The sequence below is a fragment of the Halobacillus hunanensis genome (genome assembly GCF_900166655.1).
GTDB lineage: Bacteria > Bacillota > Bacilli > Bacillales > Halobacillaceae > Halobacillus_A > Halobacillus_A hunanensis.
The window spans coordinates 539,184-553,066 of sequence record NZ_FVZB01000006.1 but is presented as its reverse complement, the minus strand read 5'-3'; the positions used below and the strand labels follow the sequence as shown (position 1 = coordinate 553,066).

12 protein-coding genes are annotated in these 13,883 nt (G+C 40.7%); 8 read left to right on the top strand and 4 right to left on the bottom strand.

The features are described 5' to 3' along the window. Window positions 1–61 precede the first annotated feature (61 nt). Complete coding sequence (locus tag B5354_RS08340; RefSeq protein ID WP_079527746.1) at window positions 62–940, top strand: carbohydrate ABC transporter permease; 879 nt, start codon at window positions 62–64, stop codon at window positions 938–940. 15 nt (window positions 941–955) lie between these two features. Beyond that, window positions 956–1,777, top strand: a complete 822-nt coding sequence (locus B5354_RS08335) for a carbohydrate ABC transporter permease (RefSeq protein WP_079527744.1) — start codon at window positions 956–958, stop codon at window positions 1,775–1,777. 11 nt (window positions 1,778–1,788) lie between these two features. On the opposite strand, the gene B5354_RS08330 is transcribed toward B5354_RS08335, so the two are convergent. After that, window positions 1,789–2,418: a YesL family protein gene (locus B5354_RS08330; protein WP_079527742.1), complete on the bottom strand. Its 630-nt coding sequence runs from the start codon at window positions 2,416–2,418 to the stop codon at window positions 1,789–1,791. Window positions 2,419–2,552: 134 nt separating this feature from the next. On the opposite strand from B5354_RS08330, the gene xylA reads away from it, so the two are divergent. From xylA to B5354_RS08315, 3 genes are all read left to right on the top strand, one after another. Beyond that, a complete protein-coding gene (xylA, locus tag B5354_RS08325; protein ID WP_079527740.1) occupies window positions 2,553–3,878 on the top strand; it encodes a xylose isomerase in 1,326 nt (441 codons plus the stop codon). Between the two features lie 4 nt (window positions 3,879–3,882). Then, a complete protein-coding gene (xylB, locus tag B5354_RS08320; RefSeq protein WP_079527738.1) occupies window positions 3,883–5,382 on the top strand; it encodes a xylulokinase in 1,500 nt (499 codons plus the stop codon). A gap of 65 nt (window positions 5,383–5,447) precedes the next feature. Next, window positions 5,448–6,431 carry an aldo/keto reductase gene (locus tag B5354_RS08315; RefSeq protein ID WP_079527736.1) on the top strand — a complete coding sequence of 328 codons (984 nt, stop codon included), beginning with the start codon at window positions 5,448–5,450 and terminating at the stop codon, window positions 6,429–6,431. A 36-nt stretch (window positions 6,432–6,467) separates the two neighbouring features. On the opposite strand, the gene B5354_RS08310 is transcribed toward B5354_RS08315, so the two are convergent. Together B5354_RS08310 and B5354_RS08305 are read right to left on the bottom strand one after the other, a co-directional pair. Next, a complete protein-coding gene (locus tag B5354_RS08310) occupies window positions 6,468–7,502 on the bottom strand; it encodes an aldose epimerase family protein (RefSeq protein ID WP_079527734.1) in 1,035 nt (344 codons plus the stop codon). A gap of 229 nt (window positions 7,503–7,731) precedes the next feature. Continuing rightward, window positions 7,732–8,013 (bottom strand): hypothetical protein, encoded by a 282-nt coding sequence (locus B5354_RS08305; protein ID WP_079527732.1) that lies wholly within the window; start codon window positions 8,011–8,013, stop codon window positions 7,732–7,734. A 482-nt stretch (window positions 8,014–8,495) separates the two neighbouring features. On the opposite strand from B5354_RS08305, the gene B5354_RS08300 reads away from it, so the two are divergent. Next, window positions 8,496–10,010 carry an AbgT family transporter gene (locus B5354_RS08300; RefSeq protein WP_079527730.1) on the top strand — a complete coding sequence of 505 codons (1,515 nt, stop codon included), beginning with the start codon at window positions 8,496–8,498 and terminating at the stop codon, window positions 10,008–10,010. A gap of 94 nt (window positions 10,011–10,104) precedes the next feature. Here B5354_RS08300 and B5354_RS08295 read toward each other — a convergent pair whose 3' ends face one another. Beyond that, the gene (locus B5354_RS08295) at window positions 10,105–12,216 is read right to left on the bottom strand and encodes a helix-turn-helix domain-containing protein (protein WP_176142438.1); all 2,112 of its coding nucleotides are present in this window, start codon (window positions 12,214–12,216) and stop codon (window positions 10,105–10,107) included. Window positions 12,217–12,436: 220 nt separating this feature from the next. Between B5354_RS08295 and B5354_RS08290 the strand changes: the two genes are divergently transcribed. Then, window positions 12,437–13,147: a DUF5058 family protein gene (locus B5354_RS08290; RefSeq protein WP_176142437.1), complete on the top strand. Its 711-nt coding sequence runs from the start codon at window positions 12,437–12,439 to the stop codon at window positions 13,145–13,147. Between the two features lie 12 nt (window positions 13,148–13,159). Then, window positions 13,160–13,867: a small-conductance mechanosensitive channel gene (locus B5354_RS08285; RefSeq protein WP_079527727.1), complete on the top strand. Its 708-nt coding sequence runs from the start codon at window positions 13,160–13,162 to the stop codon at window positions 13,865–13,867. Window positions 13,868–13,883: the final 16 nt, after the last annotated feature.

The window sequence follows — 13,883 nt, the reverse complement described above, 5'->3', positions numbered from 1 at the left end:
GAAAGAAGAGGATAACCTATTTATGGTTTATCCTTTTCTTTCCTTAAAGGGGGGACGCATCATGAATAAAGTTATGTCTAACAAATGGATGATTACGATCTATATTCTCCCGGCGTTATTGTTAGTCGGCATTCTGATCTTTATTCCAATTATTTTAACCGCATATTATGGACTGATGGAGTGGAACGGCATAGGCGCCATGAAATTTATAGGTTTGGAGAATTATATTCAAGCAGTACAAGATAAGAAGTTTTGGGACAGTGCTTACCATTCGTTTTTATTAGCCATTTTCTCGACGTTAAGCCTGGTTGTCTACCTGGCCGTATCTATGATTCTGGCTTCTAAAATTAAAGGAGCCGACTTATTGAGGAAGATTTACCTGATTCCCATGCTTCTGTCATCTGTGGCTATTGCCCAGTTGTGGATTAAAGTCTTTAACCCTACGAATGGGATATTAAATCAATTTCTGATGTTTCTTGGAGTGGAGAAGCCTCCAATATGGCTGGCGAACCCGGATATTGTGTTGTATGCGATATTTATCCCAATCTTGTGGCAATACGCTGGTTTTTATATTTTGATCTACTACGCAGCTTTAAAAAATATTCCGAACTCGCTCATTGAAGCAGCAAAAATAGATGGGGCTACCCCTTTTCAGATCGCTTATAAAATTAAATTGCCACTGATTATGGGAGTTGTAAAAGTAACGATTGTACTTGCTATTGTTGGTTCACTGAAATATTTTGACCTTATTTATGTCATGACCAATGGGGGACCAAATGGCGCGAGTGAAGTAATGGCCTCGTATATGTATAAACTTGCTTTTAGCACGAATGATTTTGGGTATGGAAGCGCTATTGGATTCCTGCTATTGATTATTACGTTAGTCGTGACCATCATCATCCGAAGATTAACCGCCAGTGATGAAGAAGTACAGTATTAGAAGGAGGGGAAACCAATGAATCGCTTAGGGTATATCATTCTTTATTTATGTCTCGGTGCAGTTGCCGTCTTTCAAATTCTGCCGATCGTCTGGCTATTTCTGTTCTCTTTGAAGAGCAATCAGCAAATATTCGCAGGAGCGCCTTTTGCCTTGCCGAAAGAGTGGGAATGGGAAAACTACTTGAAAGTGTGGGAAGGGGGAATCGGTACCTATTTCTTTAATAGTGTCTGGATTACTGCTGTAGCGATCATTTTCACAGCCTTGTTTGCCAGTATGGCTACCTATGCGATAACCAGGATGCAGTGGAAGCTGAACAAATTAGTGCTCGGTTTGTTTATGGTTGGGTTAATGATTCCGATTCATTCCGCAATCATCCCGTTGTTCAGCATGTTTTTAAACGTGAATTTGATCGATAATCCGTGGTCGATTGTCATTACTTATACAGGGTATAACTTGCCGATTACGATGATGATTCTGCTCGGCTTTTACTATACGCTGCCACGGGAAATTGAAGAAGCGGCCATTATTGATGGTTGTTCGATCCACAGAATGTTTTTCCGGATAATTTTGCCGATGACTACACCAGTTCTCTCCACGATTGTTATTATTAATATGATTTATAACTGGAACGAATTTGTGTTTGTGAATACCTTTATTAGTTCAGATAAATATAAAACACTTACAGTTGGAATCCAGAACTTCATTGGGCAATATATGACAGATTGGGGAGCCATTGGCGCAACGCTGATCATTAGTTTACTGCCTATCCTGATCGCTTTTATTTTCTTTAGTAATAAAGTGGTTGAAGGAATCTCCTCTAGTGCTGTAAAAGGATAATCCGCTGTTAATTAAGAACCATTTGAATTTCGTGCAGCCTTAATGTGGTCGACTTTACGAAACGTATGGAGACTGAGCCACATTGTTATGAATGAATAACTGCTGATTCCAAAAATGAAGCCTAGCGCTGGCAGGTATCTTACAATAACAGCAAAAGAGATGAGAGATAGTACCATCCACAAGCTTTGTACAGGGCTGATCAGCATAATAAGAAAAGCGTTTTTCAAAGATTGGAAGATTGGGAGCTCAAAGTGAACAAATACAGGAAATAAATACATGAGCCATAGCAGGGAAATCAGCATGAAAGAGAATAAGGGAATGTATGTCCAAGTAAAGGTACTGCTCCACTGAATGTAGTAGATGTTTAAACAGATTAAAAAAATAATCATCGTGACAAAGATTCCTAACCGGTTACTTTTCCAAAATTCTGCTTTGAAATAGTGAGTAAACGATTTAAGAGTACTCGTGTCTGGGTTACCTAAAATCCAATTTCGCATAATGGAAAATGCGGCGGTTGTAGCTGGGAATAGACCAAAAACTCCTAATCCCAAAACAGTGAATACGATCCATAACACTTGTAAAAAAGCGAACCGCGTAATCCATTCCATGATTCGATATAACTGGCTTCCAAAGAGATTCATAGGAAAATTTTGCTCCTTTACATTTTGGTCGTCGAGACAAGAATCATTATACACAAAAAATTTAGACAGTAAAGATGACCTGCTTCAAAAGCAGTATTCTTATAAATTAATTTAACATTTCTGGAGGTATAATCATGACACATTTTACGAACGTGAATCACATTCAATATGAAGGACCACAATCAACTAATCCGTACGCCTTTAAATTTTACAATCCGGATGAAAAAGTAGGCGATCATACGATGGAGGAATTTCTACGTTTTAGTGTAGCCTACTGGCACACGTTTACAGAAGATTTATCTGATCCCTTTGGTGCCGGAACGGCGGTGAGGCCGTGGAATAAATTCGAAGGAATGGATTTGGCTAAAGCTCGTGTGGAAGCAGCCTTTGAATTCTTTGAAAAAATGAATGTTCCTTATTTCTGTTTCCATGATGTTGACATTGCGCCGGAAGGAAGCGATTTACGAGAATCCAATCAAAATCTGGATACAATCGTCGGCATGATTAAGGAATATATGAAAGACAGTAAAACAAAACTGCTATGGAACACCGTAAATAATTTCACACATCCACGCTTTGTCCATGGAGGCGCCTCATCTAGCCATGCAGATGTTTTTGCTTATGCTGCTGCTAAAGTGAAAAAGGGTCTTGAGATTGGAAAAGAATTGGGCTCGGAAAGCTATGTATTCTGGGGAGGCCGTGAAGGCTATGAAACGCTGCTGAATACAGATATGAAGTTAGAACTTGATAATCTGGGTCGCTTCTACCATATGGCCATTAACTATGCAGAAGAAATCGGGTATGACGGACAATTTTTAATTGAACCGAAGCCTAAAGAGCCGACCACACATCAATACGACTTTGACGTAGCATCAGGCTATGCCTTCTTACAAAAGTATGACTTGCAGGATCATTTCAAATTTAATATTGAAGCGAACCATGCAACGCTTGCCGGGCATACCTTTGAACATGAACTTCACTATGCGCGTGTCAACGGATTGCTCGGATCAGTGGATGCCAACCAGGGGCACCCTCTTTTAGGATGGGATACGGATGAGTTCCCTTCAGACCTTTATGCGACAACGCTTGCTATGTATGAAATTATTAAAAATGGAGGGCTCGGAAAGGGAGGATTGAACTTTGATGCCAAAGTTCGGCGTGGATCCTTTGCTCCTGAAGATCTATTTCATGCTCATATAGCTGGGATGGACAGTTTTGCTGTTGGATATAAAGTGGCTCAGAAGTTATATGATGATCGTGTGCTGGAGGACATTATTGAAGAAAGATACGATAGTTTCAGGCATGGAATCGGCAAAGAAATTGTGGATGGAACAGTTGACTTCCACTCGTTGGAGAATCATGCCCTGCAGTTAGGTGAGATATCCCAGGGGTCGGGTCAGCTAGAAAAAATTAAATCTACTCTTAATCAATATTTGTTGATGGCCTATGCAGGAGAATAACAAAGTGAAGTACGTTATTGGCATTGACCTAGGGACGAGTGCTGTAAAGGTTTTACTTGTGGATCAGGAGGGGGAGATCCGTTATGAGGTTTCCAAATCCTATCCCTTGATTCAGGAGCAGCAAGGGTATAGTGAACAGGACCCAAACGTGTGGGTCAGAGAAACACTGGATGGGCTTGCGGAGTTGATTCAAGCCCGTCCGTGTTCCCCTGAGCAAATAGAAGGAATCAGTTTTTCTGGGCAAATGCATGGATTGGTGTTAGTAGATGAGCAAGGGCAGCCATTAAGGAATGCTATTTTGTGGAATGATACGAGGACGACCAGTCAATGTCAGGAAATCTATCAAACGATCGGAGAAGAACGATTATTAGATATTACCAAAAACCCTGCCCTCGAAGGATTTACGTTACCCAAAATGTTATGGGTGAAACAGCATGAACCGGATATTTACGAGCGGGCGTCTACCTTCTTGCTTCCAAAGGATTACTTGCGTTATAAATTAACGGGACAGCTGGCTATGGATTATTCAGATGCCGCAGGAACGCTGCTGTTAGACATAGAGGAAAATACATGGAGTGAAGAAATATGCCAGGCGCTTGAAATCAATATCACTATTTGCCCTCCACTGGTTGCATCTTATGAGCAGACAGGGACCCTTCTTCCACAAGTTGCTGATGTAACGGGATTATCGACCAGCACAAAAGTTTTTGCTGGCGGTGCGGACAATGCCTGCGGTGCGATAGGATCAGGTATTTTAGAAGAAGGGAAAACGCTATGCAGTATTGGGACCTCCGGAGTTATTCTCTCCTACGAAACGAGTAATCATAAAGATTTTGGCGGTAAAGTTCATTATTTTAACCATGGGGCCCCAGGTGCTTACTATACGATGGGGGTAACTTTGGCAGCTGGATATAGTTTAAGCTGGTTTAAAGAAGTATTTGGTGAGGATGAAGAATTTGACGACTTTGTCCATGACGTGGAAACAGTTCCACCTGGATCAAACGGGCTATTATTTACCCCTTATGTGGCAGGAGAGAGAACCCCTCATGCTGATGCTATGATCCGTGGCAGCTTTATAGGAATGGACAGCTCTCACAGGCGAAAGGATTTTGTGAATGCTGTTATGGAGGGGATTACTTTTTCTCTGAATGAGTCTCTTGAAATTTTTCGGAACAGTGGCAAGAAAGTTGACACCATTGTATCAACTGGTGGAGGTGCGAAAAACCATCATTGGCTGCAAATGCAGGCAAATATTTTTAATGCGACTATCATCAAGCTATCAAGTGCTCAGGGGCCGGGGATGGGAGCGGCTATGCTCTCGGCATATGGGTGCGGTTGGTTTGATTCAATGGAAGATTGTGCAGAGGAGTTTCTCAAAGTTGAGCAGACTTTCACACCACAGAAGGATCAAGTTCATGAGTATGAAGAATTATTTAAAATCTATCAAGATGTCTATGTGCAAACAAAAGGCTTGAATGAACGGTTAGCTTCTTACCGCTCTTAAGGAATTAAGTCTGCTTCTGAATTATGGAAGCAGGCTTTTATATAAGAAGAAAGGCGGCAGGATAAATGAAATATAATCAGCTGGGTACAACGGATTTAAGGATTAGTGAGTTAAGTTTCGGAACGTGGGCTATCGGCGGAAGCTGGGGGAAAACGGATGATCGAGCAGCTTCAGAAGCGCTTCAGACAGCTATGGAAGCGGGCGTGAACTTTTTTGATACAGCCGATGTGTACGGTATGGGCCATAGTGAAGAACTGCTGGCAAAAGCAACTAAAGGGAAGGAAGATACGATTCATATTGCAACGAAATTTTGCCGGCAGGGAGATATCCATGATCCGAAAACTTACTCGAAACAACAAGTTTCCGCTTACTTAGAGGACAGTCTTAAACGATTGAAACGGGAACACGTGGATCTCTATCAGATTCATTGTCCCCCACTTGAGATTTTGAAAGAGGGTTCAGTTTTTGATGTACTGGATCAATTAAAGCAAGAAGGTAAAATTCGTTATTACGGTGTCAGTGTGGAATCCGTTGAAGAAGGTATGTATGTACTGGAACACACCAATGCCAGTTCACTTCAGGTTATTTTTAACTTGTTTCGGCAAAAGCCTTTGAACGCGCTCTTCCCAGCGGCCAAGGAAAAGGGGGTAGGCATCTTGGCTCGCGTCCCTCTGGCGAGCGGATTGTTGACAGGGAAGTTCACTAGGGAAGATACATTCGAAAAAGATGATCATCGCCACTTTAACCGTGATGGAGATGCTTTCAACGTTGGAGAAACTTTTGCTGGATTAGATTTTGTAAAAGGGATTGAACTGAGCGAAGAAATAAGCTGGATTAGTGAAGGGCGCGGTAACATGACACGGGCAGCCCTGAAATGGGTTCTTCAGCAGGTGGGCATATCGAGTGTCATTCCTGGTTTCCGTAATGTGAAACAAGTGGAGGATAACCTGCAGGCTTTATATGTGCCCCCGTTTACGGAAGCCGAATTACAACAATTACGGCAATTTTATCAACGGGAAGTGCACGATCACATTAGGGGAATCTACTAAAAAGTATGAGAAGACAGGGGCCAATGCTCCTGTCTTTTACATGGTTTCAAACGAAAAGGATGTCTGCTGTGAATAGGGGTCATTCGCTTTCAGTACAATGGATGGAAATCCGCTGTGATGTAGAGAGGCAGGAGTCCCCTGTGTTTCAAAACACACCCCTAAATACTTTGCAGATTGTCTGCCAGTTAATTGATGATCGTTCGTTAAGTTATTAGACGTATACATGACCATCCCGGGCTGGTCTGTGTGGATCCGCATAATACGACCACTTTCAAGATCTTGTACGACGACAGCATCTTCTTGTTTTTGGTCAAAGAGAAAGTAATGATCATAGCCCGATTTGGCGAGAAGATTTTGCTTATACTCTGAACAGATTCCTTCTTGTAAGGGTCTCATTTTTCTAAAGTCAAAAGGAGTACCCGTAACAGTGTTGCGATTCCCTGTTGGAATTAAGTCCTCATTTAGTTCTGCGTATGTGCTGCTATTCATCGAAACCAGATGGTTATGAATCGTTCTCTTTAGATTTCCGCTTAAATTAAAGTAGGTATGATTCGTTAAGGCAACAGGTGTATCCAAGTCACTGTGAGCTTGATAATCAATCGTCAGCTGATTACGGTTATTGAGTTGATACGTGACTGTCACGTAAAGATTCCCTGGATACCCTTCTTCCAAATCAGGACTATCGTATTTAAAAGCTACGCCCACAGTACTGTCTGTTTGAAAGGAATGAGCTTTCCAGACTTTTGTGTGAAAGCCATTGGACCCTCCATGTATATGATTGGCCCCATCATTGGCTTCAAGAGGATACTCTTTTCCTTTTAGTGAAAAGTTTGAGCCGTCAATACGCCCCGCAATTCTGCCGATAATAGCACCGAAAAAGTTAGGGTCGTCTTTATAGTCCTCTGCTCTTTCATAACCAAGTACAACATTTTCGATTACACCATTTTTATCTGGGACAAGGACTTCTGTAATTATCCCCCCAAAGTTGAGGGCACTTACAGACATTCCTCGATCGTTTGTGAGGGTGAATCTTTTCCAGTTATTAGATAGATGTTCTTCAGAGATTTGCATATATGTACCTCCAGAGTGACCTTTACAGCCTTTTTCTGATTTTGTATATAAGTGGACTGCACGGACGTAGAACTATGAAACCATTACTATTTTAGTGTAGAGAAGCTATACCTCATTATACTATAAGCACTAGCTTCTTAAATACCAGAAAAATCTACTGGCGAATAGCCAGTAGACCTATTGTTTTTTTCCGTACGACCAATGCTGATTTTATACTTGGATCTTCAACTTACGCCGCTGTTTTTCTAAGGGAAGAAACAAGCAACTGTGATAAGAAGTATATGATTAACCCACAGATTAACGCTAAAGCAAACCCAAATATAGTGGCTTCTGATACAAAACGTTGTTCTTCTATTTCAATACTATATAAGGAGGCACCAAATAGAGAGGGGTTGGAAGTTATATTTGTATAACCAAGTAATAGCAAGACGATAGGAGTTACAAATACCACAAACAAGTACAATAAAGCAAAACCTATGCCACTTGAAAAAGCTTTGAAAAATTTAACCATCGACTTTTTCCTCCAGTCCTGAAGTGAATTTGTATGTTTTTACCATAAAGGTTACCACCATCACCTGTTGAAAACAATGTTATTTCCATAAAAAGGTTGTAAAGGTATTATTAAACTTCCAGGGGACGTGCAGTGCAGTTCTTTTCGCCTGAAGAAAAGGTCATAAGTAAAAATTCGTCTCCTACAGGGATTGTTGTGCCGGATAGGAGTTTTACATTTCTATTATAACTAGAAAAAATCATAAAAGTCTTAGCTGTTATTGAATCCTGTGTTTGTTAAGGTTACACAAAGTGCTGAGACTATGGGGAGACTGGGTTACGAAAATGAGGAGCCACTACGAATAAATTCGGTAATTCTTACTACTTTGCTTGGGATTGGACGTCGTGTATAATAATGAGCAGTTCAAATAGGCAAGCTGTAACAACATCCCGGCGTACTTTCTATTTGCACTCTATCAATACAACAGCAAAGAGGTGAACTACATGAGCAAGCAAAAGGAGAATGCTAAGTTTTCCAAGCTCCTAAATGGAATTGAACGTGTCGGCAATAAATTACCAGATCCCTTTATCTTATTTGTTTACTTGGCAGTTGGTGTCATTATCGTATCCTGGATTATTTCTTTATTTAATGTGACGTTTACACTGCCAGGCAAGGAAGAAGAAGTAGCGATCAAGAATTTACTTTCCCGTGAAGGTTTTCAATATATGCTGACGTCCATGCTGGATAACTTTGTCGGGTTCAAACCACTCGGCATTGTACTGGCGATGATGCTCGGAATTGGACTGGCTGATGAGGTCGGCTTAATTGAAACGTTTATCAAAAACACGATCTTGAAAGCACCGAAATCTCTGATCACTTATGCAGTGATTTTTACAGGAATCTTAGGGAACCTCGCAGCAGATGCAGCATTTGTCATTGTCCCCCCGCTTGCTGCAATGGTGTTCTACAACGTAGGACGTCATCCATTGGCTGGTTTGGCGGCTGGCTTCGCAGGGGTAGGCTCTGGTTTTACGGCGAATGTGATCGTCACCAACACAGATGCAGTGCTTTCAGGCATTTCCTCAGAAGTCATGGCAACTCTTGAAACGGCTGCTACGGTAACTCCCGTCGATAACTACTACTTTATGTTAGTGTCAGTCGTTGTTTTATCTGTTGCAGGTGCCTTGATTACGGAAAAGGTGGTTGAACCTCGCCTCGGTGTATATGAAGGAAATGTACAGAAAGAATTTGAAGATACCACACCAACGGAAAGAAAAGGATTACGTAATGCAGCGATAGCCAGCATTTTATACATTGGCTTGTTCATTTTGCTGCTCTTTATCCCGGATTCACCACTTAGAAACGAAGAGGGCGGTCTTATTCCATCACCATTTCTTGATGGAATTGTACCGATTCTTATGCTCTTCTTTATTACAGTCGCCGTCGCTTATGGCGTGACCGTTGGGAAGATTGAATCCACTCGCTCGATTGCAAAATTCATGGGAGAAGCGATGAAAGATATGTCTGGTTTCATCGTCCTCATCTTTGCAGCTGCACAGTTCATCGCTTATTTTGAATGGACGAATATTGGTTCATGGCTGGCTGTAAGCGGAGCTCAATTTTTAGAATCTATAGGAGTAACAGGCCTCGGCGTAGTTGTGGGATTTGTATTATTAACTGCTTTACTAAGTATATTTATTTTCAGCGGGTCTGCTCTCTGGGCACTGGAAGCACCGATTTTTCTCAAAATGTTTTCCTTCCTTGGCTATCACCCGGCATTTATTCAGGCCGCGTATCGAATTGCGGACTCTTCTACGAATATCATTACACCGATGAATCCGTATATTATTATTGTGCTGGCCTTTATGAAGGAATACGATAAGAAAGCGGGATTAGGAACATTGATTGCCTTAATGCTTCCTTATAGTTTAACGTTCCTTATCGTTTGGATACTATTATTATTGGCTTTCGTGTTCTTGGGGATCCCGTTTGGACCGGGAGTCGACGTGTATTTGTAGGTAGAAAGTTGGGATGAGGTCTATTGAAAAAGCAAAGCTAGATAGGATAATCCTATCCATGGCTTTGCTTTTTAGTCTTTGTATAGAAAGCCTATTAAGCCAATTGCGATTTTTTAAGATGGCAAGCTAATTGTATTTCTAGCAGGTCGTCATTATCGCGTAAGTCAATACCTAATAGGTCTTCAATTTTTTTAATTCGTTGGTAAAGTGTATTGATGTGAATATGTAAGTGATCAGCTGTTTTGCTGGCAGAACGATTCAACTCGATGTAGGTAAGCAGTGTTTCCTCTAATTCTCTATTTTTTTCCGTGGCCGTTGTTAAGGGAGAGAGAGTTTCATTAATGAATTGTTCGATTTCTTCTGTAGATTGATTTAAAAATAACCGATTTAACCCAATGTCTTCATACTGAATAATACCAGTACTGGCACGTTGATCTAAGTAATCTAATGTCTTGTTAGCCTCTTCATAACATTTCTTTATGTTCTCAAGTCCCATGTAAGCATTGCTTATTCCAGCACGAAACATCGGATTGTCGCTTCTTTCCCAATCCTGCTTGATTACTTTCAGTTTGTACGTAATGTGTTTCAAGTCAGCTGGTTCCGGCAAGGAGATCAATAGAAAGATTTTATTATAAAATCCATAAATAAGTTTTTCTAAGGAAGGGAATTCTGCGTTTACTTTGGAGATGAGTTGGTAAATTATGATGTCTAAATATTGTAGATCGATCGCATGCTTGGGAATTTCTAAAATGCTAATCATCCAATAAGAAGAAGGATTGAGATTAAACTCTTTTCCTAGCTTTTTAAAATGCGAAGGGTCCTCATTGGTTAACAGCTCCTGAAATCTCTCATACATCTTTCTATTATAAATGGTTGAGATCGACTGTCTTTTGACTAACTCTAACGCTAAAATAGAACTGCCTTGTTCGAGCGTAATTTGGTCAGATTTAGATAGGGAGCCGTTGGTTTGAATAATTAAGCATCCAAGAAAAACACCCCCGTTATAAATGGGATATAAATAAAACATTTCTTCTAATTCACTAAAAACCTTCACATGGGAAGCCTGACGCTTGTTTGAAAATATAGTTTTAAGTTCGAACATACTAAATTGTGGATGTTCACCAGGGTCAGGACAATAAAATGTATTTTCCAGCCCGTTAAAAAAGACTACTGTTCGGTTCATCATTTTCTTCAGTTCGTGCACAAGTACTTTTATTCCTCGGTTTCTGATCGAAATGTTCATTAGTATCTCATGGACTTCCTGCCTTTTTTCAAGCTGGGCATTTTTTTTCGTTAGTTTCTTACTCAACGCAGTAATTTCTTGCAGGCTGTTATTGGTTTCCGTATGAAACTGAGCATTTTGAATCGCAATTGCCGCTTGCCCAGCGAATCCTTGTAATAAATTCAAATCATGTTCCGTCAACTTTCGCTTGATCTTCCACTGGTGAATGATCATCACACCAATTCTCTCTTCTTCGATGGAGATTGGAACACAAATGGCTCCTTCTGTGTAGTTTGAAGATCGATTGATATAGCTAAGGTTTTGATCGGAAATATGGTTTGTATGCATTTCCGCATATAGTTCTTGTCGTGAATTGAAGATCCTACCTTTTCCATCTTGAAAAACTTTCCCTGTAATGGCCTCTCCTACTTGTACACTAAAATGATAAATTAAGTCATTGAAACCAACAGGAGCTTTTGAAACAAGTCTTTCTTTATCTGGATCATAAAGCATGAGGTACCCTGCATCCGCTGCGGGAATAACCTTTAACGCATTTCGTATAATATTTTCTAAAACTCTGTCAAGGTGAAGGGAGGAGGTAATAGAACGAATACTATCTACCATTGTTGTCATTTCTTGTGTTTTTAATTGAATCGTTTGCTCCAGGTCGAATACACGCATAAGATGGAATGCGTGTTTTACTTCTTCCTCCGTTAAAAGAAGGGATTCCTGAAATATGCAGACAGCTATTTGATTTCCTCGTTCATAAGTAAACAACAAAATTACATAGCTTTGTTGTTTAATGATTTCATACCCACACTCGCTTGAGCGGAAATCGGTAAACTTGGTCGGCTCGCTTTGTTGATGGTCACAATCAAAAATCAAATGAGTTTTATATTTGTAATAGTCATAACCCCAGATACAAAAGTTACTATGATCTAACTTTGCTTTTAAAAATTGGACCCCATACTCAAGTGGATTCATGAGATGTTTCCCTCCTTTTATGTAAAAACCTCCATTATTTATCTGTAAATTATAGATGAACATGCATTGTTTTCCTCTTACGCTAATTGTACAGTAAACAGAATAGTTTGAAAATATATAAGTCAAAATGTAAGTGCTTACAAAGATTTGAGGTGAAGATGTACCGTTAGCTGGGATATGAAGCGTACCTACTTATTTTTCATGTGAAGGGGAGATGATTGTGGAAGATGTCATGAGGCTGGCAAATAGTGGTGTGGTTTGGGTTATTGCCATACTTGTCCTGACGGTTGTTATTTTTCAAGCCATTAAGTTTATCATGCTGGCGGCTGGAGCAGGTAAAGAAATAGGCATGAGTCGGAAGGAGGTACATAGTGCTCTGAAAACGGGAGCGATCGCGGGAATAGGTCCTTCGTTTGCGATTATCATTGTTGCCATTTCATTAATTCCTCTTCTTGGGGACCCGCTGACCTTAATGAGAATAGGAATTATCGGTTCAGCACCGATTGAGTCTGTAGGAGCGACTCTTGGCGCAGAAGCCTATGGTACGGAGTTAGGCAGTTCCGGTTTTAACTATCAAGCGTTCACGACTGTGGCCTGGACCTTATGTCTTGGAGGAGTAGGCTGGTTAGTTTTTACTGCTTTAGCTACCAAGTCGATGAGCAGGGTCGAGAAAAAAGTAACCAATAAAAGTGAAAAGAGTAAAAAAACGATGACCATCGTCACGACAGCAGCAATGGTTGCTGCCTTCGGTAATTTAGCAAGTGCTGAAATGATCAAAGGCTTTGCCTATGTTTTAGTTGTGCTTACATCAAGTTTAACCATGGTGCTGTTTACATCACTTGCCAATAAACATCAACTAAACTGGCTGCGAGAGTGGTCACTTGGATTTTCAATTATTGCCGGTTTATTTGTCGGTTACTTTGCATTGTAAGGAGGTTGAATGATGAGCGTAAATCCAGAAAAAGTGGAAGGGGAAGAACTTTCCGCAAGTACTCAAGAGATGGCAATGGAACAGTTTCACGGAAAAGCCCACTTCTGGGGGCGGTTAACACTTTGGTCTGCTATTATTCTAACGCTTTCACTACCGGTGATTCTATCATTTGTTCTTGGTTATCATCCAGGCTGGAGCGCTATTCTTGCCGGTTTTATTGCGTACGGTAGTATTGTTGCTGCTGTATGGTTTTTAGAGCCTATGATGTATTTCCCTGTATTAGGTGTATCTGGAACGTATATCAGTTTTCTTACAGGGAATATTGGGAACATGTGCCTGCCTTCTGCCGCAGCCGCTCAACATGCCATCGGTGCTGAGCCAGGGACGAGAAAAGGAGAAATCACGGCTACTCTCGGAATAGGAGCAGCCTCATTAGTGAATAAACTCTTCCTAATCCCGATTATATTAGGAGGATCTGTTCTCATATCTACCATTCCAGAAAACATACAGCGAATTTTCCCACTGGTGCTGCCGGCAATCTTTGGCGGAGTATTAGCTCAGTTTGCTATGAAGAAGCCGATTTACGGCGTGATTGCCTTAGGCGTTGGACTGATCGTAAACATGACTTCACTAGTTGTCTATTTAAAAATGTTACTATGTATAATGATAACGATTATGATTTGCGTGTGGTTAGAAAAAAGAAACGTTGCTAAAGAATAAAATTGTGATGGGGGTA

Coding starts and splice junctions, on each gene's coding strand:
- B5354_RS08310 (WP_079527734.1), bottom strand. CDS start 7,502: ATGCAAATCTCTGAAGAACATCTATCTAATAACTGGAAAAGATTCACC.
- xylA (WP_079527740.1), top strand. CDS start 2,553: ATGACACATTTTACGAACGTGAATCACATTCAATATGAAGGACCACAA.
- B5354_RS08315 (WP_079527736.1), top strand. CDS start 5,448: ATGAAATATAATCAGCTGGGTACAACGGATTTAAGGATTAGTGAGTTA.
- B5354_RS08340 (WP_079527746.1), top strand. CDS start 62: ATGAATAAAGTTATGTCTAACAAATGGATGATTACGATCTATATTCTC.
- B5354_RS08285 (WP_079527727.1), top strand. CDS start 13,160: ATGAGCGTAAATCCAGAAAAAGTGGAAGGGGAAGAACTTTCCGCAAGT.
- B5354_RS08335 (WP_079527744.1), top strand. CDS start 956: ATGAATCGCTTAGGGTATATCATTCTTTATTTATGTCTCGGTGCAGTT.
- B5354_RS08330 (WP_079527742.1), bottom strand. CDS start 2,418: ATGAATCTCTTTGGAAGCCAGTTATATCGAATCATGGAATGGATTACG.
- B5354_RS08305 (WP_079527732.1), bottom strand. CDS start 8,013: ATGGTTAAATTTTTCAAAGCTTTTTCAAGTGGCATAGGTTTTGCTTTA.
- B5354_RS08300 (WP_079527730.1), top strand. CDS start 8,496: ATGAGCAAGCAAAAGGAGAATGCTAAGTTTTCCAAGCTCCTAAATGGA.
- B5354_RS08295 (WP_176142438.1), bottom strand. CDS start 12,216: ATGAATCCACTTGAGTATGGGGTCCAATTTTTAAAAGCAAAGTTAGAT.